A 24,606-nucleotide genomic window follows, 5' to 3' on the forward strand; every position below is an offset into this window, starting at 1 on the left:
CGTGCCCCCGCTTCGGGTTCTTCGGCAGCAGCGGCGACAGTATGGCCCACTGCTGCTCCGTCAAATCCGTCCGTCCCATGCCGTTATCCTGCCAAATTCAGCCAGACAGACCCTAGCCCTGTGGTGACCGCTTCCTTCAGGGCCCCCTGATACGCCTCGACCGTATTGGGCACCATATACACGTCCAGCCCGGCGTTGACGCTGGCGGCGGTGGCCCGCAGCAGGTCCGCGTGGGTGCGGTAGGTGCCCACCAGCCGGTCGATGTCGTTCCAGTCGCTCACCAGGAGCCCGCCAAAGCCCAGTTCGCCGCGCAGCACGCCGGTCAGCAGGGCGGCGGAGGCGTGCGCCGGCACCCCGTTCACGCTGCCACTGTTGGCCATCACGCTCAGGGCCCCGGCGCGAATGCCGGCCTGAAAGGGGGGCAGCACCGTTTCGTGCAGGGTGCGGGGGCTGAGCTCCGCGTTGCCCCGGTCCAGGCCCAGTGTGCCCAAGCCGTAGCCAGCGAAGTGCTTCAGGGTGGCGGCCACCCCCTCGTCCTGCAGGCCTGTCACCGCCGCCGCCACATGGTCGGCCACCAGCCACGGCGCCTCGCCAAAAGTTTCATAGAAGCGGCCCCAGCGGGGATCGCGCCCCACATCGGCCACCGGGGCAAAGGTCCAGGCGGCGTTCAGGGCGCGCAGGTCGCGGGCGGTGGCGCGGGCGGTTTCTTCGGTCAGGACCGGGCTGAAGGTTGCCCCCAGGCCAATGTTGTGCGGAAACAGCGTGGCGGCGGGGACGTTGTTGACTCCGTGGACCGCGTCGGTCCCGAACACCGCCGGGATGTTCCGGGGCCCGGCCGCCCGGCCCACTGCGTCCAGCGCCCCCAGAAAGTCCGCCCAGCCGCGCGGCGTGTTGGGCTGCGGGGTGTCGCCGCCCCCGTTGAGCACGCTGCCCGGCTTCAGGGCCCCAAAGGTCTGGGCCGCAGTGGCCGCCAGGGGCCCGCTGCGGCCCCCCTCGGTGAAGCGGAACACATGCGCCATCGTCACCTGACCGATTTTCTCGTCCAGGCTCAGCCCGGCCAGCAGGGTGCGCGCCCGGGCCTCGGCCGCCGCTGGGTCCAGCCACGCCGCCGGGGCCATGCCCGCCGCCGAACCCAGGCTGGCGCTCAGCAGCGCCAGGGCCAGCCCGCGTTTCACCCCGCGCGGGTGGAACCGTGGCCCCAAGGGTTCAAGCCGCGCCATGTACGAAGACGAGGGTGGCGTGACCCAGCCGGGCCTGTTCCGGCGGGTGGGCGCGGGAGACGGCCGCCCGCTCATACCGGCACGGTCTCCCGCGCCCGGGCCAGGAAATCGCGGTACCAGCGCCCGGACTGCTTCAGGGTGCGCGCCTGGGTGTCAAAGTCCACATGCACGATGCCAAAGCGTTTGTCGTAGCCTTCGGCCCACTCGAAGTTGTCCATCAGTGACCACGCGAAGTAGCCGCGCACCTTCGCGCCCTGGGTCATGGCCGCCTGCATGGCGGCCAGGTGCGCTTCCAGGTACCGCGTGCGTTCGCCGTCGTGCACAGTGCCGTCCTCGCTGACGGTGTCGGGGTAGGTGGAGCCGTTTTCGGTGATGTAGATGGCGCCGGGCGCGTAGTCCCGCTGCAGGCGCACCAGCAGGTCGGTCAGGCTGTCCGGGGCCACCTCCCAGTCAAAGCCGGTGTAGGCGCTGCCTTCCGGGCGAATCTGGCGGGCGTGCAGCCAGCCCTCGCCGGGGGCGTCCTGCATGACGGCGCGGGAATACATGTTCACGCCCAGAAAGTCAGTGGGCGCGGCGATCTGGTCCTCGTCGCCGGGCCGCACCAGCCCGCGCGCCTGGGGACTGGCCTCGCCCAGCAACTGAACCATGTCCTGCGGGTAGCCGCGCCCGTACAGTGGGTCCAGATACCAGCGGTTCTGAAAGCCGTCGCCCCGCCGGGCCGCCGCGTGGTCGGCGGCGCTGTCACTGGCGGGGTAGGTGTGGTGCAGGTTCAGGGTGATGCCCACCTGGGCGCCCGGCGCGGCCTCGCGGATGACTGGCACCGCCAGCCCGTGGGCCAGCAGCAGGTGGTGTGAGGCGGCAAAGCTGTCGGCCAGATCACTGGCCCCCGGCGCGTGAACCCCGTTGCCGTAGCCCAGGTACGCCGAGCACCACGGCTCGTTCAGGGTGATGAAGTGCCGCACCCGGTCCCCCAGCGCGCCCGCCACCACGCCCGCGTACTCGGCAAAGGCCTCGGCCGCGCCGCGCACCCGCCAGCCGCCCTCGTCCTCCAGGGTCTGCGGCAGGTCCCAGTGGTACAGCGTGGCCCAGGGGACAATGCCCCGGGCCAGCAGGCCGTCCACCAGCCGGTCGTAAAAGTCCAGCCCGGCCCGGTTCACGGCGCCGCGCCCCTGGGGCAGGACGCGCGGCCACGCCACGCTGAAGCGGTAGGCATTGACCCCCAGCCCCTGGATCAGGTCCAGGTCTTCAGGCAGGCGGTGGTAATGGTCGCAGGCCACGTCGCCGGTGTCGCCGCCGCGCACCTTGCCCGGGGCGGCGCAAAAGGTGTCCCAGATGCTGGGGCCCCGGCCGTCCTCATGGGCAGCGCCCTCGATCTGGTAGGCACTGGTGGCCACGCCCCAGGTAAAACGGGCCGGAAAACGCGCAGGGTCAGGGGTGTGATTGCTCATGCAAAAACTCCGTGGAAACAGGCAGGAAAGAAGGTCGAACACAGCGGGCGAAGGGCTGGATGGGGCCCGCTGTGGGCAGAAGAGGAGCTGACCAGAAATGAGGAACGGGGCAGAGGAGGGAAGAGGCCGGGCGGTGAAGGCTGATCCGGTCACCTCCAAAAACGATTCAGTTGGGGGGCCACAGAGAGGCGGGTGCACAAGGCGGCGCCTCACCCGCCTGCTGGGGGCCAGATGCGGGGGCGCCTCAGTCCTTGACCGCCCCGCTGGTCAGGCCGCTGATGACTTGACGGCTGGCGAAGAGAAACACGATCACCAGCGGAATCACGGTGATCACGACCAGCATCATGATCGCGCCCCAGTCCACGTTGGCGTTGGTGGCGCCGCCGCCCAGCCGGCGCAGGCTCAGGGGCAGGGTCATGGTGTCGGGCTCGCTGAGTTTCATGATCAGTGCGCCCTTGAAGTTGTTCCAGGCGCCCACGAACGTCACCACGCCCAGCGTGGCCAGAATGGGCCGGATCAGGGGCAGCACCACCCGGCGGTAGATGCCAAATTCCGTGGCGCCGTCGATGCGCGCGGCTTCAATGAGTTCGCGCGGCAGGGCCGAGGCGATGTACTGGCGCATCAGGAAGATGCCAAAGGCGTTGGCCATGCCCGGCACCCACAGGGCGCGCGGCTCCCCCACCCAGCCCAGCACGTTGTTCATCACCAGGAAGCTGGGAATGTCCATCACCAGCGGCGGAATGAGCATGGTGGCCAGGATGAAGGCGAACAGCGCCCGCTGGCCCCGGAAGTTGTACATGGCAAAGGCGTAGCCGGCCAGCGAGCAGAAAAACAGGGTGGTGGCGGTGGCGACCAGCGCGAGGTACAGCGAGTTCCAGAAGTGGCGCAGCGCCTTGCCGTCTGTGACCTGCAGCAGGCCGCGCAGGTTGTCGTCGAAGGCTGAGCCAAACCACAGGTGCGGCGGAAAGGCGAACACTTCGGCGCTGGGCTGCGAGGCCCACACGAACATCAGGTAAAAGGGCACCACCGACACGAAACACACCAGCCCCATCAGCAGCCACAGGGGCAGGCGGCGCCAGCCCCGCAGCGGGCGCTTGGGGCGGGCCACAGCAGGCGCCGCGCGAACCGGGGTACTGGTCACCGCTCACCTCCACGTGAAAACAGGACGTTGTTCACCATGCTCAGGGCAAAAATCGCCAGGAACAGCAGCCAGCTCATGGCCGAGGCGTACCCCATATCCAGGTCGCGGAAGGCGGTATTAAAGATGTGCATGGCGGTGGTCAGCCCTGCGCCGCCGCTGCCCCCGCCGTCATTGAGCAGCATGAAGGGTTCCTCGAACAGCTGCATGTTGCCCACAATCGTCAGGGTGAAGGCGTAGAACATCATGGGCCGGAGCAGCGGCAGCGTGATGTACCAGAATTGCTGCCATTTCCCCGCGCCGTCCACGGTGGCGGCCTCGTACACGTCCTCGCTGATGGCCTGCAGCCCCGAGAGGTACAGCACCACGTTCCAGCCCAGGTAGCGCCAGAACACCACCGCTGCCACCGAATACGGCACCATCCCAGGGTCGCCCAGCCAGCGCACCGGGTCCAGGCCCACCAGACCGCGCACGTAATTCAGCAGCCCCAGCCGCTCGGAGTACAGCGTGGCGAACACAATGGCAATCGCCACGGCGTTGGTGATGTACGGCAGAAACAGCACCGTGCTCAGGGTGCTCTGGTAGCGGCGCAGGCTCTGGTGAATCAGGAAGGCCAGCGGCAGCGCCACCAGATGCTGCGGCACCCCCGCCAGCAGGCCAATCCACACCGTGTTCTTCAGCGTGGTCCAGAACTGGTCCTGCCGGTCCAGGGCCAGCGCGAAGTTCTCGAAGCCCACGAACTTCCAGTTGCCCAGACCGTCCAAGGGGCTCCAGAGGTGAAAGGCCAGGAACAGGCTGAACAGCAGCGGAAACAGCCCGAACACCAGAAACAGAAGAAAAAACGGGCTGACAAACACGTACGGCGCGAAACGCTGCTGCAGACGCGCGTAGCTCAGCCGGGCGCGGGCGGGGGCGGGCAGGCGGTGTGACATGGCGGTCCTTGGAAGGGGAGGGGGGGCCGGCAAGGGCGCGCGCCAGTGACTTACACGCGCGCCTGCTGGCCAGGAAGAGGGGCGGGGGGGTGCTTACCGGGCGCGGCGCAGAATCTGGGCGCGGGCGTCAGACAGGGCCTGCTTGATGTCCTTGCCCTTTTCCAGCACGTTGGTCAGCTCGGTCTGCACGATCTGGTCGGCCACCGAGTCGTACTTGTTCACGTCAATGGGCTGGGTCTTGGCGGCGGCGTCGCGCCACAGCACGCGCGCTTTCTGGCCGCCCAGGAAGTCCACGGGGTCACTGAAGACCTTGTTCTTCTGCGCCGCGACCAGGGCCGGGAAGGCGCCGTTATCCTCAAAGGCGGCAATCTGCGAGCTCTGGTTCAGGGTCATGAACTTGATGAACTCCCAGGCCCACTGCTTGTTCTTGGCCTTGCTGGGAATGCCGTAGAAGGTGCCGCCCCACGAGGCAAAGGAGCGCTCCGGGAGGTTCTGCACGCGCCACAGGCCCTTGGTTTCGGGGGCCATCCAGTTCTGCAGGGCGCCCTGCAGCCACGCGCCGGAAAACTGCGTGGCGACCGTGCCCTTTTTAAAGGCGTCGTACCACTCGTTGGTCCACTCGCCCACCTTGGCGTCCAGGCCCGCGTCGCGGATCTGCTTGCTGAGGGTAAAGGCGCGCACGAAGCGGGCGTTGTCCGGGCCCACCAGCAGGTTGTTGCTCTTGTCGAAGTAAATGCCCTCGCCGCTTTTCAGGTTCGTGCGGATGATGATCCCGTACACCGAGGCCGCCGTGTTCACCAGGTAGGCGCCGGTCTTGGCCTTGATGGTCTTGCCGGCCGCAATGTAGGACTCCCAGGAGCGCTGCATGTTCACCGGGTTCACGCCGGCCTTGTCCAGCACGTCCTTGCGGTAGAAAAAGGTGCCGGGGCCGATGTCGGTGGGCATGGCGATAAAGCGCCCGTCGCTGCTGGTGGCCTGCGCAATCGTAAAGGGGGTGAACAGCTTCTTGGAGGCGGCGGCGCTGTAGGGCGCCTTGTTCAGGTCTTCCAGGCCCTGCCCCTCGGCAAATTTGGCCACGTAGCCCACTTCAATGGCCATCACGTCGGGCAGGCCCTGCCCGGTGGCCAGTGCGGTGGTCATGGCGTTGTGGTGGTCGGCGTACTGCTGCGCCTGCATGTTGATCGTGACGTTGGGGTATTTCTTCTGCCACGCGGGCAAGATCGCCTTGATCGAGCTGTCCAGGCTGGGAAAGACCGCCACGGTCAGGGTCACCTTTTCCTGGGCGTGGGCCTGCCCCAGCAGCAGGGCGGCGGCAAGAACGGACACGAGACCTTTGTTCATAGAAACCTCCAGAAGGTTATGAAAGCGCTTTCAGATTGGAGCGAAAGAAGGGGCCATCTGGGCCCGGTGCGGGGCAGGGAAGGGCTAACCAGCAGGGCCTGTCATGGTCGGCTCCGGGGCGGGGCGGTGGATTCGCGGATCACCAGTTCAGGGGTAAACACGTGCCGCTGCGCGGGCTGGCCGCCCAGCAGCTTCAGGGCTTCCTGCGCGGCGCTCACGCCAATGTCGTAAATGGCCTGGCGCACGGTGGTCAGGGGCGGGGTCATCAGGCGCGAGGTCACCACGTCGTCAAAGCCGGTCAAGGAAACGTCGTCCGGCACCCGCAGTCCGGCGCGGTACAGGGTCAGGCGCGCGCCCAGGGCCATCTGGTCGTTGGCGCACACCAGGGCCGTGAAGGGCCGCCCGGTGTCCAGCAGGCGCTGCGCGGCCTGTTGCCCGCCGTCTTCGAGGTACTGCCCCACCTGAATCAGGTCGGGGTGGATGCTCAGCCCGGCGTCCTGCAGGCAGCCCAGAAAGGCGTTCTTACGCTCCACGGCGTCGCTCTGGCGCTCGGCGCCGCTGATGTACGCGAACTCGCGGTGGCCCAGGTCCAGCAGGTGCCCGGCGATCAGGCGCATACCCAGGGCGTTGTCCATCACGATGCAGCTGTCGGACAGCCCCTGCACCTCGCGCCCCACGGCGATCATGGGCACGCGCTGGGCCAGGGGGCGCAGCACCTCGTCGTCCAGAATGCCGCCCAGCAGAATCACGGCGTCCACCCGGCGGGCCAGCAGCACGTTCAGGGCTTCCTGCTCGCGCTCGGTGCGCCACTGCCCGCTGATCACGATGGGGTGGTAGGGCGTGTCGTTCAGCGCCGCTTCGATGCCGGTCAGGGCCTCGCCGTAAAAGGTGGAGTGCAGGCTGGGCGTCACCACGCCGATGCTCAGGCTGCGCCCGCCCGCCAGCGCCTGCGCCTGGGGATTGGGCCGGAAATTCAGCCGCGCGATCACCGCTTCCACCCGCACCCGTTTGTCCGGCGCCACGTTGGCGGTGCCGTTCAGAATGCGTGACACCGTGCTGGGCGAAACGCCCGCTTCACGCGCCACTTGGGCCAGGGTGACTGGTTCGAGCACAGGCAGACAGCTCCTTAGGCGCGCAGACGCGGCCGTCTGCGAAAGAGGACTTGAGAGGTAAGGGCAGCGTAGTCCTCTTTGAAAGCGCTGTCAAGACGGTGGAGCGGCGGCTTTTGGGCTGGGTCAGACAAGGGGGGTTGGGCCGTACATGAAGGAGAGCAGGGGTGGGATGGGGGCTTAGACGGGACTCAATGGAGTCCGGGCCGCCCGGTGGCCCCCTCACCCTTCCGCCGCTCCGCTCCTCCCTCCCTCTCCCACCAGGGGAGAGGGGAACATGGGGAAAGCAAGTCCTTTTTAGCCCGTCTCAGCTGGCCACCCCGCACCCGTCTCCTTCCCCTTGGCTGCCTCGACACCCCGCCCCATTCCTTCCTTCCCACGCCGTACAGTCGCCCTATGCACCACGATCTGACGATCTCGGATGGCCCGTACACCCTGCGCCCGCTGCGGGAGGCCGACAGCGCGCCGCTGCTGGCCCTGGCGCAGGCCAGCGCCCAGGAATACGCGCAGATGGTCACGCCGCCTACCCTGGGGCGCTACTACGCGGCGGCGCTGCAGGCCGTGGACCAGCAGCCCTTCGTAGCGCTGGTGAACGGCGAGTATGCCGGGGCCACCCGCTACATGGAGATGCGCCCCCAGCAAAAGCGCCTGGAAATCGGCAGCACGTGGCTGGCCCCGGCCCACATGCGCACGCCCGCCAACCGCACCTTCAAGCGCCTGCTGCTCGCCCACGCTTTCGAGGAACTGGGCATGCTGCGCGTGGAGATCAAGACAGACATTCTGAACACCCGCTCGCAGCGGGCCATTGAGGCGCTGGGGGCAGTGCGCGAGGGCGTGCTGCGCCAGCACATGCCGCGCCAGGACGGCACCCAGCGCGACACAGTGATGTATTCCATTGTGGCAGCCGAATGGCCGGCGATCAGGGCGCGGCTGGAGGGGTCGGCACGCAGGTAACGGTTTCGGTGCCGGGGACCAGCGCGGCCTGACAGGGCGGGGCGTCCGGCGCTTCTTCCGTGACCTGCACGGTCTGGGGCGCGCTGAACTCGGGGACCAGGGCCCAGCCCTCGTCGTCGGTGGTGGGGTCGCCACTCAGGTTCAGGCGGGCGTATTTCAGCGGCGTGCCGTCGGGGTGCAGCAGCCGCACCCAGGCAAAGCGCGCGAAGTTCTTGCTCCAGTCCAGCACCGTCACGCCGTAGGGCGACAGGCTCAGGGTGCGGCCATCCTCCTGCACGCTGACCGTCACGGGCAACTGGTCAAAGTCGGGGGCCACGGCCGCCACGCGCGTGCCGCTGGCCAGCAGCACCAGGGCGTCGCCCCGGCGGTCGGTGACCACCCGCACGCCCCCCACCACCAGCGGCACGCCGGACACGCCCGTGCGCACCAGCACCCCGGGCCCCGCCTCGGCCGCCGTGAGGAACAGCTGCCCCCCCACCCAGGCGGCGCCCACGCTGCCCGAGACCCGCGCTTCGCCGGTGGTGGACACCTGCGCGGCGGCGCGGGCCTGCCCCACGTACTGGTAGCCCAGGGTGGCCGCGCGTGTGCCGCTGCTGCCCAGCACCGCGCCGGCGTTCAGCGTGTGTTCGGGGGCCAGCTGGTAGACCGCCCGCGTTTCCAGCAGGGCCGCGCCGTTCTCGGTACTGGCCACCGCATTCAGGCCCAGCTTGGGCGTGGGCGTCCAGGTGACGCCCAGGGTGGCCCGCCAGCCCACCTGGCCGTCGTTGGCGGTCACGGCCGCGCCCAGGGCCGCGCTGAGGTCGGGGCTGAATTTGCGGGTGACGCTCAGGCCCAGTTCGCCGCGCGCCGCGCCGGGGGTGGCCTGCGCCCGCAGGCCCAGGCTGGTGCCCCGCGCGCTCCAGCCCACCTGCCCGGCGACCGAGGCCGCGCGCAGGTCCAGGGGCGGCACCACGGCGCCCACCCCAAAGCGCCACTCGCCCCGGGCCCAGGTGGCGTCGCCGCTGAGCAGCAGCCGCGTGCGCGTGGCCGAGTCGTACTGCACCCCGAACCCCGTGTTCAGGTCCGTGACCACGTAGCGCGCCGAGGCCTTGAGCTGCTGGCGGGCCGTGTCGGCGTCCAGTTCGGCGCTCAGGCTCCATTCGTCGCTCAGGCCGTAGACGGCGGTGGCCTGCGTGGCGGCCCGGGTGCCGCGCACCCCGGCCTGTGCCCGCAGCGCCAGCGCGCGGGCCGTGACCTGAATATCGGCCGCCGTGTAGGTCACGCGTTCAAAGCGCGTGCCAGTGGCGTCGCGGATGCGCAGCTCCACGGTGCCGGCCGGCAGGTCCAGCGGCAGGTTGCGAATCGTCAGGGTGCCGGCGGCCGCGTTCAGGCGCGGCACCTCCACGCCGGGCACGCGCAGTTCCACCTCGGCGTCCAGCGGCAGCGCCACCACCAGTTGCGGCAGGCGGTAGGCGCGCACGCTGCCGTAGGTCACGGTCAGGCCGCTGATCTGTTCGTCGGCCAGCCGCAGCGGCGCGCCCCCCAGCTTGACGGCGTAGGCGGCGGCTTCCACCGACAGGTTGTCGCGCACCTGATACGCCGCGCCCAGTTGCCCCTGCCACGCGGTCGCCAGCCCCTGGCCCCCGGCTTCACCCACCTGCGCCCCCAGCGCAAAGCGGCCATTCTGGTAGCCCGCGCGCACGGTGGCGGTGTGGGTGATCAGCGCGCTCTGGGTCTCGTCGCCCGGGCGGCGTGCCACTTCGCCCTGCACGCCCAGCGTGGTCACAGGGAGGGTGGGCAGCACCTCGGCTTCGGGGGGGCGCACCTGTCCCAGGTCCAGGGTGTTGTTGGGCAGCAGTTCCAGGCGCGGTCCCACGCTCAGGGTCAGTTCGCCGGGGTCGTAGCGCAGGTCCAGGGCGGCATTCAGGCGCACGAACTCCTGGCCGTCGCAGCGGGCGCGGGCGTCCGCGTACCCGGCCTCGGCCTCGCGCAGCACCGACGGCGAGAGCCAGAAGCGCTCGCCGTCCATCAGCACCAGGGTGCCGCCCCGGCCCTGACCGGCCACCGTGACGTCCACAAACGTCTGGGGCAGGGCGCAGGGGTCCGGGGCGGGCGCGTCCTGGGCGGCGGCAGCACCCGCCAGGGCCAGCAGGGCGGCCAGACCCAGCGCCGCGCCCAGCCGGGGCCGCTTAGGGCAGGCGCAGCGGTTCACGCCGCTCCTCGCCGTTCATGTCGGAATACACCAGTTCGGCGCTGGTCGGCAGGGCGTCCAGGGTCAGCGGCAGGCTCAGGGTGCTGCCGCCCAGCACGGCGGCGTTGCCCAGGCTCAGGCGCGCCTCGCCGGCCACCACGTTCACGTCGCGCAGCGTCAGGTGCCGGTTGCCCGCGTTGGTCAGGTCCAGCATGACCTTGCCGTCTTGCAGGCGCAGGCCGTAGCTCAGCTTGGGAGCGCTGCTGGCGGGGGCCACGTAGACCGGCATGGACACCTGCACCAGCTGGCGCAGGGTCAGGCCCACATTGCCCTCGTTGTTCTGCTGCGAGGGCACGTCGGCGGTGGGCACCTGCCGCACAAAGACGCGGTAGGCCAGTTCTTCATTGCCGGCCTTTTTCAGCAGGCCCACCCGGATCACCTGGCTTTTGCCCGGTTCCAGGGTGAACTGCGCGGGGTTCACCACCACGTCGCGCGTGGGCGTGTAGACATGCTGCCCGTTTTCGGTGCTCCACTTGCGAATTTCCAGCTGAAAGGTCATGGGCGCGTCGCCGGTGTTGTCCATGCGCACCTGCGCGGTGTTGGTGCGCGCCGGGTCCATGTTGAAGGCGGTGGGGGACAGGGCAAAGGTCTGGGCTCCGGCCACACCCAACAGGCACAGCAGCGTCCACAGCAGAAAGCGGATCATGGCAGGTCTCCAGCAGGGTCCAGCGCCTCAGCGCGGACCGAAAGTAGGGTCGAGTAATCGCCGCCGGCCAGATTCAGCTGTCCGGGCGGCACCAGCACGTTCAGGGTAAAGGTTCGCCGGCCCACCACGCTCAGGTCGGCGGGCCAGTCGGTCAGCAGGGCCTGGGCCGTGGTGCGCCCCGACTGCAGCGTGAACGGCGCGCGTGGGCCGTGCAGGGGGCCGTCAGGCGTGCTCAGGGTGACCGCAAAGCGGCCCGGCGGGCAGACCACCGTGACCTCCAGCTGGCCCTGGGCGCCCACCGGAAAGCGGTAGGGCGCAATGGCCGCCGTCACGCTGATCTGGCAGCGGGGGGCGGGGGCGGTGCTGGGGGTGGCCTGGGCCACCGGGCAGAGCGTGCCCAGCAGCAGGGCAGGCAGCAGCGCAGCGGGCAATCGGAACAACGCCATCATCTCCTTGCAGGAAGGCGAAGCAACCTGACCTCTGGGTGGGGTCAGGTTGCCCGGGAAACGGGGTGCTTACTCGTCGTAGTTGAAGCTCACCACCAGGTTGCCCGTGTAGTTGCCGCCGGGGACCGACCACGCGGTGTTCAGGTCGCTGCCGGCGCCGCCCAGCTTGAAGCTCACGAGGCGCTCGTAGTACTGGTAGGTCATGGTGTTGCCGTTGCCCATGGAGCGGTTCATGGTGCCGGTGGCGCCGTTGCTGACCGCCATGCTCCAGGGGTTGGTGGGGCTCCAGGCCGCGCCCTTGATCTGGAAGGTGTAGGGCTGGCCGCCGCCGCTGGTGTCGCGGGTCATGGTGATGTCGGCGATGGGGGCGATGGTCAGGGCGGTGCGGTGGTTGCAGTCCACACCCAGCGCGCGGATGGCGGGGGTGGTGACGTTGCGCACGGCGCTCACCACGCCGCCGCCCAGGGTGTTGAGGTTCACGGCGCTCCAGGTGCGGCTCAGGCCGGCGGCGCCGTTGTACTCGGGGCTGGTGTAGCCGGTGATGCACACGTTCTGCACGCGCATGTTCAGCGGGGTGGTCTGGGTGCCGGCCACGTTGGCGGCGGCGGCGGTGCTCACGGTCATGCTCAGGGCCAGCAGTGCAATGTTCCTCATGTTCTTCCCTCCGAAGGTCAGGGGCCTGGGACGCAGGCCAGCGGTAGCGAGGTGGGCGGTGGGCAAAGTCTTTCGGGGCTGGGGGGCCGCCTGGGCCCCGCTTCGCCGCTGCTCTGCCCGCATCCGGCTCAGTTCACGGGCGGGAAGACGCTCTCCCCAGCACCTCCAACCCGTTTCCTGTGCCACTACTGTAAAAAACCCCACGTTAATGGAGCGTTAACTCGAAAAATGCCCTGCTGCACGGCAAAAAAAGGACCGCGTTGTGAACAGGTGTCCCTTTCATGAACGGTGCAGGCAAGAACCAGGGGCGCCCTGCAGAGGGGTCAGAGTCGCCGTCCCGTTCCGTCCTGGCCGTTGAAGCACAGGGCCAGCCTGTGGCGCTGCTCGGTCTATACCGCTGCGGGGGCCGGTCTACTGCTCGGGCCGCAGCAGGGGATAGGGGTTGATGGCGCCCCCGGCCGCATAGATCCCGTAGTGCAGGTGGGGCGGGGTGCCGCGCGCATTGCCGCTGTCGCCCACAAAGCCCACCACGTCCCCGGCCCGCACCCAGTCGCCGCGTTTCAGGTTCGGGTAGCGCTCTAAGTGGGCGTAGTAGTGGCGCTGCCCGGCCGGGCCCAGCACCATCACCGTGCGGCCCCCCAGACCGTTGGGACCCACATTGATCACCAGCCCGCGCGTGGTGGCCCGGATGGGCGTGCCACGCGGCGCGAAGATGTCAATGCCTTCGTGGCGTCGGCCCCCGCTGCGGGCCGCGCCCCAGGTGTCTTCAAAACGTTGTCCGGGCAGCGGATTGGGCAGGCTGCGCGTGGCCGGCGCCGGAGAGGCCAGCAGCGCCGAGACCTGCCGCGCCTGCTGCAGCAGCGGCCACAGCCACAACAGAACCCCGGCCAGCACGGCCGCCAGCACCCCCATTCCAACCCACCGCCGCATGGGGGCAGCATGGCGTGCACAGCGCCCGGCCGACACCGGCAAAAGTTGCAGACCGGGCCCTGGGCTAGGGCCTCAATTGCCAGGACTGTTACACTCTAAAGAGAACATAAAGGTGGCCTGCCGCTCCCCCCGGCCCCGCCACAAGGAGCCCAGCATGCTGGCCTACACCCCCATGATTCTTCCGTTTCTGGCGTCGCTGACCCTGACCAGTGGGCTGGGCGCCGTGGCCGCTGGCCGGCCCAGCGCGGCGGCGCGCACCTTTGCGTGGCTGATGGCCGGCCTGTCGGTCTGGACCCTGTGCTACGTGATGGAACTCAGCAGCGCCACATTGGCGGGCAAGCACGCGTGGCTGGTGGCCAAGTACCTGGGCGCGGCCCCCACGCCGCTGCTGTGGCTGGTGTTCTGCCTGCACGCCACCGGGCGCGAAGGATGGCTGACCCGGCCGGTGCGCGCGGCACTGGTGGGCTGGGCCGCGCTGGTCTTCGCGGTGGTCTGCACCGACAGCCTGCACCACCTCATGTGGACCGACCTGCGGGTGGTCCCCGGCGAACCGGAACTGCAGGCAGGCCACGGGCCCTTTTTCTGGGCCTACGCCGCCGTGGTGTACGGGTCCATCGTGAGCAGCGTGGTGCTGTTTACCCGCTTTTACCATGCGGCCCAGCCCATGTTCCGGCGCCAGGGGCTGCTGCTGGCGCTGGGCGGGTTCGTGCCGCTGGCCGGGCGCATGTCTGAAGACCTGCTGGGACTGGACCTGCTGCCGCATGTGGACGAGGTCATCTTCTTTTTCCTGTTCTCGGCCGTGCTCTTTGCGCTGGCGCTGTTCCGCTACGGCGCTCTGCGGCTGGTGCCGATTGCCCACCATCTGGTCATTCACAACATCCGCGCGGGCATCGTGGTGCTGGACCTCAGTGGCTGGGTGGTGGACCTGAACCCCTTTGCGCGCGAGCTGTTCGGCCTGCGGCCCGGAGAAGGGGTGGGGGCGTCCTCGCAGGACGTGCTGCCCAGCCTCGCCGCGCCCGATGCGCCGCAGACCCCAGAAGAGGAAATCACGCTGCTGCGCGGCCACGAACCCAGCTACTTCACGGTGCAGCGCTCGCCCATTCGCGGGGCGTCGGGGCAGGTGAGCGGGCAGGCGGTGGTGCTATTTGACATCACCGCGCGGCGCGAGGCCGAGCAGCAACTGCAGCACCTCGCCCAGACCGACGCCCTGACCGGCGTGCCCAACCGCCGCCACTTCACGGCCCAGGCCGAGCAGCTGCTGGCCCAGGCCGCCCGCGACGGCCAGCCCTTTGCCGTGCTGATGCTGGACATTGACCGCTTCAAGAGCATCAACGACACCTACGGCCACCCGGCGGGCGACGAGGTGCTGCGGGCGGTGGCGCGCACCTGTCAGGGCCGGCTGCGCCGCAGCGACCTCTTTGCCCGCTGCGGCGGCGAGGAATTTGCTGCGCTGCTGCCCGCCACCTCGGCTGCCGAGGCCGAGCAGGTGGCCGAGGCGCTGCGCGAGGCCGTGGAGGCCCTGAGTGTGCAGGACGCTGGGCGCCCCATTCCGGTAACCCTCAGCGTGGGGCTGGCCCCCGGCGACCCGGCGCTGGGCCTGGGGCTGGACGCCTGGCTGGCGCAGGCCGACGACGCCCTGTATGCCGCCAAGGTGGGGGGCCGCAACCGCGTGACCCTGGCTCCGCCCGCGCTGGTGCCCGCCGCTGGGTAAGCCCCCGGCCGGGCGGGCAGCCACAGCGCGGCGCGCGGTAGAATGGCCGGATGCCCGCGTCTCCCCCCGCTGCCCACCTGTGGACCCTCCCGGGTGGCCTGCGCCTCGCCTTCGAGCGCCGCCGCAGCCCCGGTTTTGCCTTTGATCTGCGCCTGCCCGTGGGCAGCGCCCACGACCCGGTGGGCCTGGAGGGCGCAGGCGGCGTGCTGGAAGAGTGGCTGTTCAAGGGCGCCGGGGGCCGGGGGGCGCGCGCCCTGCAAGACGCTTTTGACGACCTGGGCGTGCGCCGGGGCGGCGGCGTGGGCCCCGAGGCCACCCGCCTGAGCGTGAGTGGCCTGCAGGCCGACCTGCGCGCGGCCCTGGCCCTGTGCGCCGACGTGCTGACGCAGCCCGAACTGCCGGACGCCGAGCTGCCGGTGCTGACCGATCTGGCCCGGCAGGACCTGGAAGGCTTGGACGACAGCCCCGCCGACCGGCTGGCGGCGAGCGCCCGGCAGGCTGCCTTTCCGCGCCCGCCCGGTTCGCCCTTTGCGGGCTACGCCCACCCGGTCAGCGGCACGCTGGCGGGGCTCGCCGCGCTGACCCCCGGGGCCCTGCGCGCCCACCTGGCGCGCTACGGGCAGGCAGGCGCCGTGCTGGGTGTGGTGGCCGACCTGCCGCCCGAAGCGGTGCTGGACCTGGCCCAGACCGTGCTGGGCCCCCTGCGCCCCGGTCAGCACGACACGGTGCCGGCCACCTTCGTGCGCGGTGAACGCGCTCACGTGCCCGACGAGACGGCCGAGCAGACCCATCTGAGCCTGCTGGCCCCCGGCGTTTCCCCGCAGAGCCCCGACTGGCTGCCCTGGCAGGTGGCCCTGAACGCCCTATCCGGCGGCAGCGCCAGTCGCCTGTTTCACGCGGTGCGCGAGGAGCGCGGGCTGGCCTACGCGGTCAGTGCCGGCCCCGTGATTCTGGGCGGCCAGGGCTTTCTGAGCGTCTATACGGGCAGCACCCCCGCCCGCGCCGCCGAGACCCTGGCGGTGGTGCAAGGCGAACTGGCCCGCCTGCCCCGGGGCCTGGAACAGGCCGAATTCGAGCGCGCCCGCGCCGGGCTGGCCGCCAACCTCGTGTTCGGCGCCGAGAGCCTGCGGGGCCGCGCCCACGCCCTGACGCGCGACGTGGCGCTGTTCGGTGCCGTGCGCCCGGTGGCGGCCCTGCGCGCGGCGGTGCAGGCCCTCACCCTCGACCGCGTGAATGCCTTCCTGGCGGGCTATCACCCGGTGCAGGCCGCCGCCGTGGTGACCCTGGGCCCGGCCGCCCCTCTTCCCCTGGAACCCACCCATGCCTGAACCCCTGCCTTTCGTGTCCCACACCCTGCCGGGCGGCCTGCGTCTGCTGCTGGCCCCCGACCCCGAAGCCCAGACGGTGGCCGCCGGCTACTTCGTGCAGACTGGCAGCCGCGAGGAGGCCGCCGCCGAACTGGGCGCCAGCCACTTTCTGGAACACCTGCTGTTCAAGGGCAGCGAGGCCCTCAGTGCCGCCGAACTGAACGCCCGCCTGGACGAACTGGGTGGGCAGGTGAATGCCTTTACCAGCGAGGAAGCCACCGTCTATCACGCCGCCACCCTGCCCGAGCAGACGGGCGCCCTGCTGTCCACCCTGACCGAGCTGATGCGCCCCGCCCTGCGGGGGGCCGACGTGGAGACCGAGCGCGGCGTGATTCTGGAAGAAATCGCCATGTACGCCGACCAGCCCGCCGCCCGACTGGCCGACGAACTGCGCGCCGACTACTGGGGCCCCCACCCCCTGGGCGCCCCGATTCTGGGCACGCCCGAGACGGTGGGCGCCCTGAACGCCGCTGCCCTGGCCCGCCACCACCGCGAGCGCTACGGCGCTGGGCGCGTGGCCCTGGTGATGACCGGGCAGTTTGACCCGGGGGCGGTCCTGGCCTGGGCCCAGCAGCACCTGCAGCGCTGGCCCACCGGGCTGCCGGCCCCCGCCTTGACGCCCGCCGTGCCCGCCCACCCCGGGGGGGTGCGGGTGCTGCACGACCCGGACCTCAGCCGCGTGCATGTGGCAAGTGCCTGCCCCGGCCTGGGCGCCGCCGATCCACTGCGCGAGGCCGCGCAGGTGCTGGCCGACCTGATCGGCGGCGAGAACGGCGCCCTGTACTGGGCCCTGATTGACACTGGCCTGTGCGACAGCGCCGACCTGGGCCACCTGGAGTACCAGGACGCGGGCACCTTTGAAGGCGGCTTCAGCTGCGACCCCGAGCGCGCGCCCGAAGCCCTGGCGATTTACCGCCGGGTGCTGCGTGAGGCGGCGGCCCTGATCACCCCGCAGGCGGTGCGCCGCGCGGCGCGCAAGCTAGCGGTGGGCACCCTGCTGCGCGCCGAAACGCCGCAGGGCCGCCTCTTTACCCTGGGCATGGAGCACCTGGCCACGGGCCGCACGCCAGACACCGCCGAACTGGTGGCGCGCTATGAGGCGGTGACCCTGGAAGCCGTGCGGGACGTCCTGCGCCAATGCCCGTTGGACCGCCTGACCGTGGTGGCCCTGGGGCCGGTGGAGCAGCTCTAGACGTTACCCACGGGCTGGGCTGTCTTCGCCTGCCAGGGGTAACCAGGGAAAGTGCCAGCGCAGGTACGCCTGCACAATGGCCTCGCGGGTCGGGGCGGTGTGCACGACCTCTATTTCGCTGTAGCCCCCCTGTCTCAGCAGGCTGAACTCGCCGTCCATCTCCACCATGAGGGGCAGCGGCCCGCCCGCGAGGGTCCGGTGGATATGTCGCTCGCTCCAGCCCGTCGCGCAGGCATAGGCTGCCACCTGCTCGGCCGTGACGGGAAAGGCCCGGCGGTAGTCCTCATCGGTCAGCTCCGCCCAGGCCTGGACTGGCAGGCCGTACAGTTGGGCCGCCGTGTGGGCGAGCGCTGTGCCACCCAGCAGCACTTCGCAGGCTTCGACCTCGCCCACCTGCCGGTGCAGCTCAAGCGGCGAGGCGGGGCGAAGGGCTGGCAGGCGGCACTGGGCGCGCCCGGCCCGAACCGTTGCGGGGCCTGCGGGGACCTGCCGGGGCAGACGGGTTGTTAGGTCATGCCACTGGGCTTGGTCCTGCTGCGAACGTTTGACGGCGCAGAGAGGGAGCGGAATGGTGTGGCCCGGCACCTGAAGCCAGAGGGCCATGTCTTTGGGCCCAAGCAGCGAAGGGGGCGCAACCTCCAGCCGCAGGTGCAGGTCTCCGCCCAGCTGCGGCTGTTCGGTTATCAGCCGCAGCCGTCGGCGGGGTCGAGGCGCCTGGGCCGGTGAAGGCTCAGGCGGGGCCACTGGCCGGGGCGGCGCCGGCACCCTGTGCACTGCCTGCCGAGCCCCCCACCCTATCGCCAGGAGCCCTGCGCCAAGGACACTCCAGGCCAGTGGCGCCCCCGGCTGGGTCAGCACGCCCGCGCCCCCCAGTGTTCCCAACACGATGCCGCCCCTCAGCACCGGGTTCAGCGCGGCCCAGGTGCCAGGAGGCTGCATTCCGTTCCGTTGTCCCTGAGCCCGCCGGGCCTCTCTACGTTCAGTGCGTAGGCTCATAGGGCCGGCTGGCCGCCACCGGCCCCGGCCGGGGCCCAAAGGTCAGCTCGGCATGGCCCGGCACGGCCTTGGCGGCGAATTCGTGCAGGCCCAGGCGGTCGGGCGCTTCCAGGTGGTAGCGGAAGTTCCACAGGTAATGCTGCACCACGCGCTCCGGCAGCCCCAGGCGCGGGGCGTGGCGGCGTGCCACGGCGGCGAGGTGCCCCAGGCCCTCCCGGCGGGCCTCGCGCATGGCCTGAATCAGCGCCGGGGGTGGGGGGTTGTCTTTGCGGTAGGCCCACACGGCAAAGGTGAAGGGGTGCCCGGTCAGGTCAAACCACGCGCAGGCCAGGTCCGTCACCGTGATGCCCCGGCCGGTGTCGGGCAGGCTGGTCATGGTGGTCTGCGGGGTCAGCGGCCCGGCCACGCCGTACCACTCGCGCAGGGCGCTGTCGCCAATGCGCAGCACGCCGTCGTAGCCCCCCTTCAGCAGCGTCTCGGCGTCGCCCTCGGCGCGCTCCAGCACCGGGCTCAGGCCCCACTCGCGCAGCAGCACCTCCAGCAGCGCCACGCTCATGGCCGACTGCGCGGTCAGGGCAATGCGGCGCACATGGCGCAGGGGCCGCGTGTGAAACAGGTTCACCGAATACACCGGCCCCAGCACCGCCACGCTGAAATCCGGCAGGGCTTCCAGAATGTCGGCGTTGCGAATGAACTCGACCGCGCTGATGTTGGCGATGTCCACCCGCCCCGAAAGCAGCGCCGCGTTCATCTCGGTGGGCACGCCCGTGATGGCCGTGACCCCAGATGGCAACGCCAGGGTGTCGAGAATAGGGGCCACGTTGGTGTAGTGAATCCAGCCGGCGCGGTAGGTCATGGGGCGCTCCGCACCCGTCTAAGGGTCAAAGGGTCAAGGGGTCGAAGAATTTCAGCGCCCCATCGCCTTAGACGCTTAGACCTCTTGACCCTTAGACCGCGAGCAAAGCGAGCCCTCACGGCACCACCTGCACACTCACGGCCTGCCACCCTCCATCCCGCCGGGCGTATACGCGGAGGAAGCTTTGCACGCGCTCGCCGCCGGCGTACAGGGTGCCCCGGGTAATGGCCGCGTCGCCGTATACGCGGCTGGCGTGGCGCTCGAAAATCAGGCCCGGGGGCGGGGTGCGGTTCATGTTGGCCAGCAGGTCGGCCTTGAAGACGGCGGTGCCATCGGGGAAAAAGGCCAGCCAGTCCTCGGCCAGCACGGCGGCCATGCGCGCCGGGTCGCCGTGGTGGTAGGCCGCGTTCCAGGCGTCGTCCAGGGCCAGCACAGCGTCCAGATCGGTGCCCACGGCTCAGTCGGCCGCTTCCGCGCTGCGGGGGAAGGTTTCGAGTTCGTGGTAGTAAGCGTCGCGCAGCACCGGCACGCGCCCGGCGTGCTGAATCATGCGGATCATGCCCGCCTGCGACAGCGCCATGGGGCTGGTGGCCCCGGCGGCGTGCGCGATGTGCTCTTCCTGAATGGTGCCGTCGATGTCCGACACCCCCCAGTCCAGGCTCACCTGGGTCAGCTCCGAGCCGATCATCACCCAGTAGCCCTTGATGTGCGGAAAGTTATCCAGGTAGATCCTGGCCACGGCGAGGTTGCGCAGGTCGTCCAGGCCGGTGGTGAAGTCGGTCTTGCCCAGGTTCTGTGCCAGGGTGTTGCCCATCGGCTGAAAAGCCAGCGGAATAAAGGCGTGAAAGCCGCCGCCGTGGCGCGCCACCGAGTCGTCCTGCAGTTCACGTAAGCGGTGCATGTGGTCCAGGCGCTCTTCCAGCGTTTCGATGTGCCCGTAGAGCATGGTGGCGTTCGTGCGCATGCCCAGCGAGTGGGCCTCGGCGTGAATCTGCAGCCACTTCTCGGCCTTGACCTTGTTTTTGGCGACCTGTTTACGGACCCGGTCGGCAAAGATCTCGGCGCCGCCGCCGGGCATGGCCGCCAGCCCGGCCGCCTGCAGGTCGCGCAGCACCTCCAGGGTGGGCTTCTTGCTGATCTTGCTGAGGTGCTCAATCTCGGCAGCCGTGAACGCCTTGACCTGCAGGTCCGGGTAGGCCTCACGTAGCCGCTGCACCATCTCCGGGTAAAAGGCCCAGGGGTGGTTGGGGTGATGGCCGCTGCTCATGTGCAACTCGGTGATGCCGGGCAGGTAGCGCCGCCCCACCTCGGCCACCACTTCTTCGGGGCTGTAGTCCCAGGCGCGCGCTTCGCCCTTGCGGGCGGCAAAGGCGCAGAAGGTGCAGCCCACGTAGCAGATGTTGGTGAATTCCAGGCGCATGGAGTGCACGAAGTACACCTTGTCGCCGTGCAGCGCCCGCTTGCGCCAGTCGGCCAGGCGCATCAGGGTGTTCAGGTCGCGTGTTCTGAACAGCTGCATGCCTTCGTCGAAGTTCAGTCGGGCCCCGGCCTCGACCTTCTCGGCAATGGGGGCCAGCGCCGGATCGGAGAGCCACTTCATGAGGGCAGGATACGCGCAGGCGGGGGCTGAAAATGTCCCCCTGCCCCCGGTGAACGCCCCCCGGGGGCAGGGGCGCGGCCTGCTCAGCGCATGCCACAATGGGCGCCAAGGTGACCACCCACACCGCCGACGCCCAGCGGCAGATTGCCCGGTACCGTTCCCTGGTGCAGGTCACGGCGGCCCTGGCCCGGCACGCGCGCACCCCGGACCTGCTGCGCACCATGCACGTGGAGGTGCAGCGCCTGTTTGCCATGCCCGTGACCCTGCTGGCGCGGCGCACGCCGGAGGGCGGCTGGCACTGCCTGACCCTGGAAAGCCACAACATGGCCGAGCAGGTACTGGCCCCGCGCCGCGACGGCCTGCTGGAACGCGTGCTGGGCGGCACACTGCGCCTGGAAAACGACCTGCCCGCCTACCTGCAGCGCGAGGGGCTGGGGGTGGTGCGGGTCCATTTCCGCCACGACCTGCCGCACACCATGTCCTGGATGGGCGTGCCGCTGCAGGTGGGCGGCGAGGACGTGGGCGTGCTGTCGGTGCAGAGCTACGACCTGCACGCTTTTGTTCCCGAGGACCTGGAATTTCTGGAACTGCTGGGCGTGCACCTCAGCGTGGCGCTGGAAAACGCGGCCCTGCACGAACGCATCGAGCGCGAGGCCCGCACCGACCCCCTGACCGGGCTGGCCAACCGGCGCCACTTCACCGAGCAGGCCCAGGCCACGCTGCGCCGCTGTGCGCACGGGCAGCCCTGCACCCTGGCGGTGGTGGATGTGCAGGAGTTCAAGGTCATCAACGACACCTACGGGCATCTGGCCGGCGATCAGGTGCTGGTGGGGCTGGCGGGCTTGCTGCGTGACCTGGGGCCCGGCAGCCACGCCTTCCGGCTGGGCGGCGACGAATTTGCGGCGCTGCTGCCCCTGCCGCTGCCCCGCGCCGAGGCCCAGCTGGACGACCTGCTGGGGCAGGTGGCGGCAGCCGCGTGGCCGGTGCCCCAGCCACCGCGCCTGAATGTGGGCCTAGCCGCCGCATGGCCCGGCGCCACCCTCAGCGAGTGGCTGCGCGAGGCCGACGCACGGATGTACCGCGCCAAGCGGCGGCGCACCCCCCGCCTGCTGGACCCGGAAGAGCGTGAGGGCTGACCCCTGCCCGCCGTGGCCCCGCCTACATCCCTAAATCCACCCCGGCCCACGCCCAGGCCCGGTGGCGCTGCGCTACGCTGAGAACATGACCCAGAGGAGTGATCCGGCACAGACAGAACCGCCCGCCGAACGCTGGATCGTGGACGGCCTGGAAACCACGCCGCGCGGCCCGGTGGCCCGGCTGGAGCGGCCCGACGGCCGCACGGTGGTGCTGCCCCTGACCCAGTTGCCGGACGGGGTGAAAGAAGGCGACGTGCTGGCCCTGCACGACGGCCCGGACGGCGCGCGGCTGCTGCCCCTGCCCGGCGAGACGGCCGCGCGCCGCGCCGCCGCCCAGGCCACGCTGGACACCCTGAACGAGGCGGGACGCAGAGCCCTGCCCCTGAACGATGACGGGGAGATCACGCTGTGAGCGGCGGGGACAAGCCCACCTCGAAGAAACCCGCTGCCCGCGCGGGGAAGAAGGCCGCCGGCGACCACGGGAAAGCGCCGGCGGCGGCCAGGAAACCCGCCGCGAAACCAGCCGCCCCCCGAAGCAGCAAGGGCGCTGCCTCTGGCCGCGCGGCGCGCCCCCGGAAAGGCCGCGCGGGCCGTGGGCCCAGCCCCTCGGACCTGCTGGGCGTGCTGGTCCTGCTGAGCACCGTGGGGCTGGCGGCCTGCGGCTGGATGCGCCAGCAGGGCGGCCCTGAGGGGGGCGGCCAGCCGGCCCCGGCGCAGCCCAGTGGCGAGGTGGTGATCCGCTTTCTGGACGTGGGCCAGGGCGACGCCATTCTGATCCAGAGCCCCGAAGGCAAGACCCTGCTCATTGACGGTGGCCGCAGCAGTGAGCGGATGCGCGAGCATTTGCAAGCCCTGGACGTGAAGGGCCTGGACCTGATGGTGGCCTCGCACGCCGACGCCGACCACATTGCCGGGCTGGTGCCTGCGGCTGGCCTGAAGCCGCGCGTGTTTATCAACAATGGCCTGGGCGGCACCACCCAGACCTGGGAGCGGCTGGTCGCGGCCCTGCAGGACGCCGGCACCACCTTTACCAAGGCCAGCAACCAGACAGTCAACCTGGGCAGCGTGAAGCTGCGCGTGGTTGCCCCGCCCCCCGGCATGGGCGACGACCAGAACGAGAACAGCGTGGGCATCGCCCTGCAGTTCGGCGCTTTCCGCGCCCTGATGACCGGCGACAGCGAAACCCCCGAAACCGAAGGCTGGCTGGCCCAGGAACGCGACGATCTGAAGGGCCCTTTTCAGGTGTATAAGAGCATCCACCACGGCGCGGCCAATGGCGACAGCGCCGCGTGGCTGGCGAACGTGCGTCCCGAAAATGTGGTGATCAGCGTGGGGGCGGGCAACACCTACGGGCACCCCACCCAGAAGGCGCTGGGCCTGTACAAGCAGGCGGGCGCGCGGGTGTACCGCACCGACCGCCAGGGCACCGTGACCTTCCGGGGCCGTGCCGACGGCACCTACACCGCCGAAACAGCGCGCTAAGGACATCGCCCCTCATGTGGCGCCTGTTCAGGAGAGCGCCGAAAAGGCTCCACGCCCGGTGCAACGTCCTGTTGTCGAGACGCGCCTCGCTGGGTTGATCTAGGGATCAACTTCGAGGGCATCAACGCAGCTCAGGGGGCGGCGGGGCTTCCAGGGTCAGGGGCTGGCCGGTCAGCGGGTGGGTCAGGCTCAGGGTCCAGGCGTGCAGCGCGTAGCCCAGGTCGCCGGGCAGGCCCGGCAGGTCTGGCAGCGGCGTGCCGCCGGGGCCATACAGGGGGTCGCCCACCAGCGGGTGCCCAATGCTGGCGAGGTGAATACGGATCTGGTGGGGCCGTCCGGTGTGGATCTGCACGTCAAACAGCGTCTGGCCGGCGCGGCGCTGCCGGACCTGGGCATGGCTGAGCGAGGCTTTGCCGCCCGCCGAGGCGGCGTGCACCGTGCCCAGGCGGGGGTGGGGCACCGGGCCGATGGGCGTGGTGATCGTAAAGGCGTCCTGCGCGGCCTCACCCTGCGCCAGCGCGCGGTAGACCTTGCGCACCTCGTGCTCGCGCCACGCCCGGGCCAGGGCCGAACCCGCCGCTCCCGTGCGGGCAAACAGCACCAGCCCCGAGGTGCCGCGCCCCAGGCGGTGCAGCGGGTGGGCGCCGGGGAAGTCCTGCTGCACCAGCGTCAGGAGGGTGTGGGCCAGAAAGCCGCCGCCGGGCAGGGTGGGTAGGCCGGCCGGCTTGTGGACCGCCAGCAGGGCCTCGTCCTCGTGGAGCACGGCGTAGTGCAGGGGCGCGGCCTCTTCCTGCCAGGGGGGGCGGTGCCAGGTCACCGTCTGGCCGGGGCGCAGGGGCTGGTCGTGGGTGAGGCGCACGCCGTCGACTTCCAGTTCGCCCTGCTGCAGGCGCGCGGCCCAGGTGGCGCGGGTGGAGTGGCGGTATTCGTGGCTGAGAAAGGCCAGCACGCCGGGCCAGGGGCGGTGGACCTGGGTTCGGTAGGCGTAGCCGGGGTTGGGGGGCATGGGGGTAGGGTAGAGGGGCGGGGGGTTTGTTGGATGACGGTTTCTGGTGGGTTTGCCCCACCCCCCCAGCCCCCCTACCCCGGAGGGGCAGGGGGGAGTTTTCCGCTGCGCTCGGCAAACGTTGACTGACGGTGCGGGGCGGCCAGGCTTCGCCCCACGCTGTACGCCGTGGCCTTCCTTCGCCCATCGCCGGACGCCCGCGCCCTTCGGGC

Annotated in this window: 23 protein-coding genes; 7 read left to right on the forward strand and 16 right to left on the reverse strand. The window is 70.3% G+C overall.

Annotated elements, in window-relative coordinates; all coding sequences use genetic code 11:
- Positions 1 to 83: 83 nt before the first annotated feature.
- From KMW22_RS16250 to KMW22_RS16275, 6 genes are all read right to left on the reverse strand, one after another.
- Complete coding sequence (locus KMW22_RS16250) at positions 84 to 1,175, reverse strand: glycoside hydrolase family 3 protein (RefSeq protein ID WP_221091079.1); 1,092 nt, start codon at positions 1,173 to 1,175, stop codon at positions 84 to 86.
- Positions 1,176 to 1,291: 116 nt separating this feature from the next.
- Positions 1,292 to 2,668 (reverse strand): GH1 family beta-glucosidase, encoded by a 1,377-nt coding sequence (locus tag KMW22_RS16255; RefSeq protein WP_221091080.1) that lies wholly within the window; start codon positions 2,666 to 2,668, stop codon positions 1,292 to 1,294.
- Positions 2,669 to 2,912: 244 nt separating this feature from the next.
- Positions 2,913 to 3,809, reverse strand: coding sequence for a carbohydrate ABC transporter permease (locus tag KMW22_RS16260; protein WP_328774732.1), 897 nt, complete (start codon positions 3,807 to 3,809; stop codon positions 2,913 to 2,915).
- On the reverse strand, positions 3,806 to 4,738 hold the full coding sequence (locus KMW22_RS16265; RefSeq protein WP_221091081.1) for a carbohydrate ABC transporter permease: 933 nt from the start codon (positions 4,736 to 4,738) through the stop codon (positions 3,806 to 3,808). Before KMW22_RS16265 ends, KMW22_RS16260 begins: the two co-directional genes overlap by 4 nt.
- Before the next feature lie 93 nt (positions 4,739 to 4,831).
- Positions 4,832 to 6,079, reverse strand: a complete 1,248-nt coding sequence (locus tag KMW22_RS16270) for an ABC transporter substrate-binding protein (RefSeq protein ID WP_221091082.1) — start codon at positions 6,077 to 6,079, stop codon at positions 4,832 to 4,834.
- Positions 6,080 to 6,180: 101 nt separating this feature from the next.
- A complete protein-coding gene (locus tag KMW22_RS16275) occupies positions 6,181 to 7,191 on the reverse strand; it encodes a LacI family DNA-binding transcriptional regulator (protein WP_221091083.1) in 1,011 nt (336 codons plus the stop codon).
- A 393-nt stretch (positions 7,192 to 7,584) separates the two neighbouring features.
- Between KMW22_RS16275 and KMW22_RS16280 the strand changes: the two genes are divergently transcribed.
- Positions 7,585 to 8,142, forward strand: coding sequence for a GNAT family N-acetyltransferase (locus tag KMW22_RS16280; RefSeq protein WP_221091084.1), 558 nt, complete (start codon positions 7,585 to 7,587; stop codon positions 8,140 to 8,142).
- Here KMW22_RS16280 and KMW22_RS16285 read toward each other — a convergent pair.
- From KMW22_RS16285 to KMW22_RS16305, 5 genes are all read right to left on the reverse strand, one after another.
- Entirely contained in the window at positions 8,108 to 10,333 is a 2,226-nt protein-coding gene (locus tag KMW22_RS16285; protein WP_221091085.1) for a fimbria/pilus outer membrane usher protein, read from the reverse strand. The genes KMW22_RS16280 and KMW22_RS16285 overlap by 35 nt on opposite strands.
- On the reverse strand, positions 10,311 to 11,018 hold the full coding sequence (locus KMW22_RS16290) for a fimbrial biogenesis chaperone (RefSeq protein ID WP_221091086.1): 708 nt from the start codon (positions 11,016 to 11,018) through the stop codon (positions 10,311 to 10,313). Before KMW22_RS16290 ends, KMW22_RS16285 begins: the two co-directional genes overlap by 23 nt.
- Complete coding sequence (locus KMW22_RS16295; RefSeq protein ID WP_221091087.1) at positions 11,015 to 11,458, reverse strand: hypothetical protein; 444 nt, start codon at positions 11,456 to 11,458, stop codon at positions 11,015 to 11,017. Before KMW22_RS16295 ends, KMW22_RS16290 begins: the two co-directional genes overlap by 4 nt.
- Before the next feature lie 75 nt (positions 11,459 to 11,533).
- Positions 11,534 to 12,118 carry a hypothetical protein gene (locus tag KMW22_RS16300; RefSeq protein WP_221091088.1) on the reverse strand — a complete coding sequence of 195 codons (585 nt, stop codon included), beginning with the start codon at positions 12,116 to 12,118 and terminating at the stop codon, positions 11,534 to 11,536.
- 411 nt (positions 12,119 to 12,529) lie between these two features.
- A complete protein-coding gene (locus tag KMW22_RS16305; RefSeq protein ID WP_221091089.1) occupies positions 12,530 to 13,048 on the reverse strand; it encodes a M23 family metallopeptidase in 519 nt (172 codons plus the stop codon).
- A gap of 154 nt (positions 13,049 to 13,202) precedes the next feature.
- Between KMW22_RS16305 and KMW22_RS16310 the strand changes: the two genes are divergently transcribed.
- The 3 genes from KMW22_RS16310 to KMW22_RS16320 are packed head-to-tail and all read left to right on the forward strand — an operon-like array spanning position 13,203 to position 17,318.
- Positions 13,203 to 14,759: a histidine kinase N-terminal 7TM domain-containing diguanylate cyclase gene (locus tag KMW22_RS16310; RefSeq protein ID WP_221091090.1), complete on the forward strand. Its 1,557-nt coding sequence runs from the start codon at positions 13,203 to 13,205 to the stop codon at positions 14,757 to 14,759.
- A 50-nt stretch (positions 14,760 to 14,809) separates the two neighbouring features.
- Positions 14,810 to 16,087 (forward strand): M16 family metallopeptidase, encoded by a 1,278-nt coding sequence (locus tag KMW22_RS16315; protein WP_221091091.1) that lies wholly within the window; start codon positions 14,810 to 14,812, stop codon positions 16,085 to 16,087.
- On the forward strand, positions 16,080 to 17,318 hold the full coding sequence (locus KMW22_RS16320; protein ID WP_221091092.1) for a M16 family metallopeptidase: 1,239 nt from the start codon (positions 16,080 to 16,082) through the stop codon (positions 17,316 to 17,318). The genes KMW22_RS16315 and KMW22_RS16320 overlap by 8 nt, the downstream gene beginning before the upstream one ends.
- 3 nt (positions 17,319 to 17,321) lie before the next feature.
- On the opposite strand, the gene KMW22_RS16325 is transcribed toward KMW22_RS16320, so the two are convergent.
- From KMW22_RS16325 to mqnE, 4 genes are all read right to left on the reverse strand, one after another.
- The gene (locus KMW22_RS16325; RefSeq protein ID WP_221091093.1) at positions 17,322 to 17,921 is read right to left on the reverse strand and encodes a hypothetical protein; all 600 of its coding nucleotides are present in this window, start codon (positions 17,919 to 17,921) and stop codon (positions 17,322 to 17,324) included.
- 376 nt (positions 17,922 to 18,297) lie between these two features.
- On the reverse strand, positions 18,298 to 19,170 hold the full coding sequence (locus KMW22_RS16330; RefSeq protein ID WP_221091094.1) for a menaquinone biosynthetic enzyme MqnA/MqnD family protein: 873 nt from the start codon (positions 19,168 to 19,170) through the stop codon (positions 18,298 to 18,300).
- A gap of 115 nt (positions 19,171 to 19,285) precedes the next feature.
- Positions 19,286 to 19,624, reverse strand: coding sequence for a nuclear transport factor 2 family protein (locus KMW22_RS16335; RefSeq protein WP_328774733.1), 339 nt, complete (start codon positions 19,622 to 19,624; stop codon positions 19,286 to 19,288).
- 3 nt (positions 19,625 to 19,627) lie between these two features.
- A complete protein-coding gene (gene mqnE / locus KMW22_RS16340) occupies positions 19,628 to 20,770 on the reverse strand; it encodes an aminofutalosine synthase MqnE (protein ID WP_221091095.1) in 1,143 nt (380 codons plus the stop codon).
- 110 nt (positions 20,771 to 20,880) lie between these two features.
- On the opposite strand from mqnE, the gene KMW22_RS16345 reads away from it, so the two are divergent.
- From KMW22_RS16345 to KMW22_RS16355, 3 genes are all read left to right on the forward strand, one after another.
- Complete coding sequence (locus KMW22_RS16345) at positions 20,881 to 21,906, forward strand: GGDEF domain-containing protein (RefSeq protein ID WP_221091096.1); 1,026 nt, start codon at positions 20,881 to 20,883, stop codon at positions 21,904 to 21,906.
- Positions 21,907 to 21,991: 85 nt separating this feature from the next.
- Positions 21,992 to 22,318 carry a DUF3006 domain-containing protein gene (locus KMW22_RS16350; protein ID WP_221091097.1) on the forward strand — a complete coding sequence of 109 codons (327 nt, stop codon included), beginning with the start codon at positions 21,992 to 21,994 and terminating at the stop codon, positions 22,316 to 22,318.
- Positions 22,315 to 23,388 carry a ComEC/Rec2 family competence protein gene (locus KMW22_RS16355; protein WP_328774734.1) on the forward strand — a complete coding sequence of 358 codons (1,074 nt, stop codon included), beginning with the start codon at positions 22,315 to 22,317 and terminating at the stop codon, positions 23,386 to 23,388. The genes KMW22_RS16350 and KMW22_RS16355 overlap by 4 nt, the downstream gene beginning before the upstream one ends.
- 121 nt (positions 23,389 to 23,509) lie before the next feature.
- Here KMW22_RS16355 and KMW22_RS16360 read toward each other — a convergent pair whose 3' ends face one another.
- A complete protein-coding gene (locus KMW22_RS16360) occupies positions 23,510 to 24,394 on the reverse strand; it encodes an RluA family pseudouridine synthase (protein ID WP_221091098.1) in 885 nt (294 codons plus the stop codon).
- Positions 24,395 to 24,606: the final 212 nt, after the last annotated feature.

This window comes from Deinococcus aquaedulcis (assembly GCF_019693445.1).
GTDB lineage: Bacteria > Deinococcota > Deinococci > Deinococcales > Deinococcaceae > Deinococcus > Deinococcus aquaedulcis.

Coding starts and splice junctions, on each gene's coding strand:
- KMW22_RS16255 (WP_221091080.1), bottom strand. CDS start 2,668: ATGAGCAATCACACCCCTGACCCTGCGCGTTTTCCGGCCCGTTTTACC.
- KMW22_RS16265 (WP_221091081.1), bottom strand. CDS start 4,738: ATGTCACACCGCCTGCCCGCCCCCGCCCGCGCCCGGCTGAGCTACGCG.
- KMW22_RS16270 (WP_221091082.1), bottom strand. CDS start 6,079: ATGAACAAAGGTCTCGTGTCCGTTCTTGCCGCCGCCCTGCTGCTGGGG.
- KMW22_RS16280 (WP_221091084.1), top strand. CDS start 7,585: ATGCACCACGATCTGACGATCTCGGATGGCCCGTACACCCTGCGCCCG.
- KMW22_RS16290 (WP_221091086.1), bottom strand. CDS start 11,018: ATGATCCGCTTTCTGCTGTGGACGCTGCTGTGCCTGTTGGGTGTGGCC.
- KMW22_RS16300 (WP_221091088.1), bottom strand. CDS start 12,118: ATGAGGAACATTGCACTGCTGGCCCTGAGCATGACCGTGAGCACCGCC.
- KMW22_RS16305 (WP_221091089.1), bottom strand. CDS start 13,048: ATGCGGCGGTGGGTTGGAATGGGGGTGCTGGCGGCCGTGCTGGCCGGG.
- KMW22_RS16310 (WP_221091090.1), top strand. CDS start 13,203: ATGCTGGCCTACACCCCCATGATTCTTCCGTTTCTGGCGTCGCTGACC.
- KMW22_RS16315 (WP_221091091.1), top strand. CDS start 14,810: ATGCCCGCGTCTCCCCCCGCTGCCCACCTGTGGACCCTCCCGGGTGGC.
- KMW22_RS16320 (WP_221091092.1), top strand. CDS start 16,080: ATGCCTGAACCCCTGCCTTTCGTGTCCCACACCCTGCCGGGCGGCCTG.
- KMW22_RS16325 (WP_221091093.1), bottom strand. CDS start 17,921: ATGGCCCTCTGGCTTCAGGTGCCGGGCCACACCATTCCGCTCCCTCTC.
- KMW22_RS16330 (WP_221091094.1), bottom strand. CDS start 19,170: ATGACCTACCGCGCCGGCTGGATTCACTACACCAACGTGGCCCCTATT.
- mqnE (WP_221091095.1), bottom strand. CDS start 20,770: ATGAAGTGGCTCTCCGATCCGGCGCTGGCCCCCATTGCCGAGAAGGTC.
- KMW22_RS16350 (WP_221091097.1), top strand. CDS start 21,992: ATGACCCAGAGGAGTGATCCGGCACAGACAGAACCGCCCGCCGAACGC.
- KMW22_RS16360 (WP_221091098.1), bottom strand. CDS start 24,394: ATGCCCCCCAACCCCGGCTACGCCTACCGAACCCAGGTCCACCGCCCC.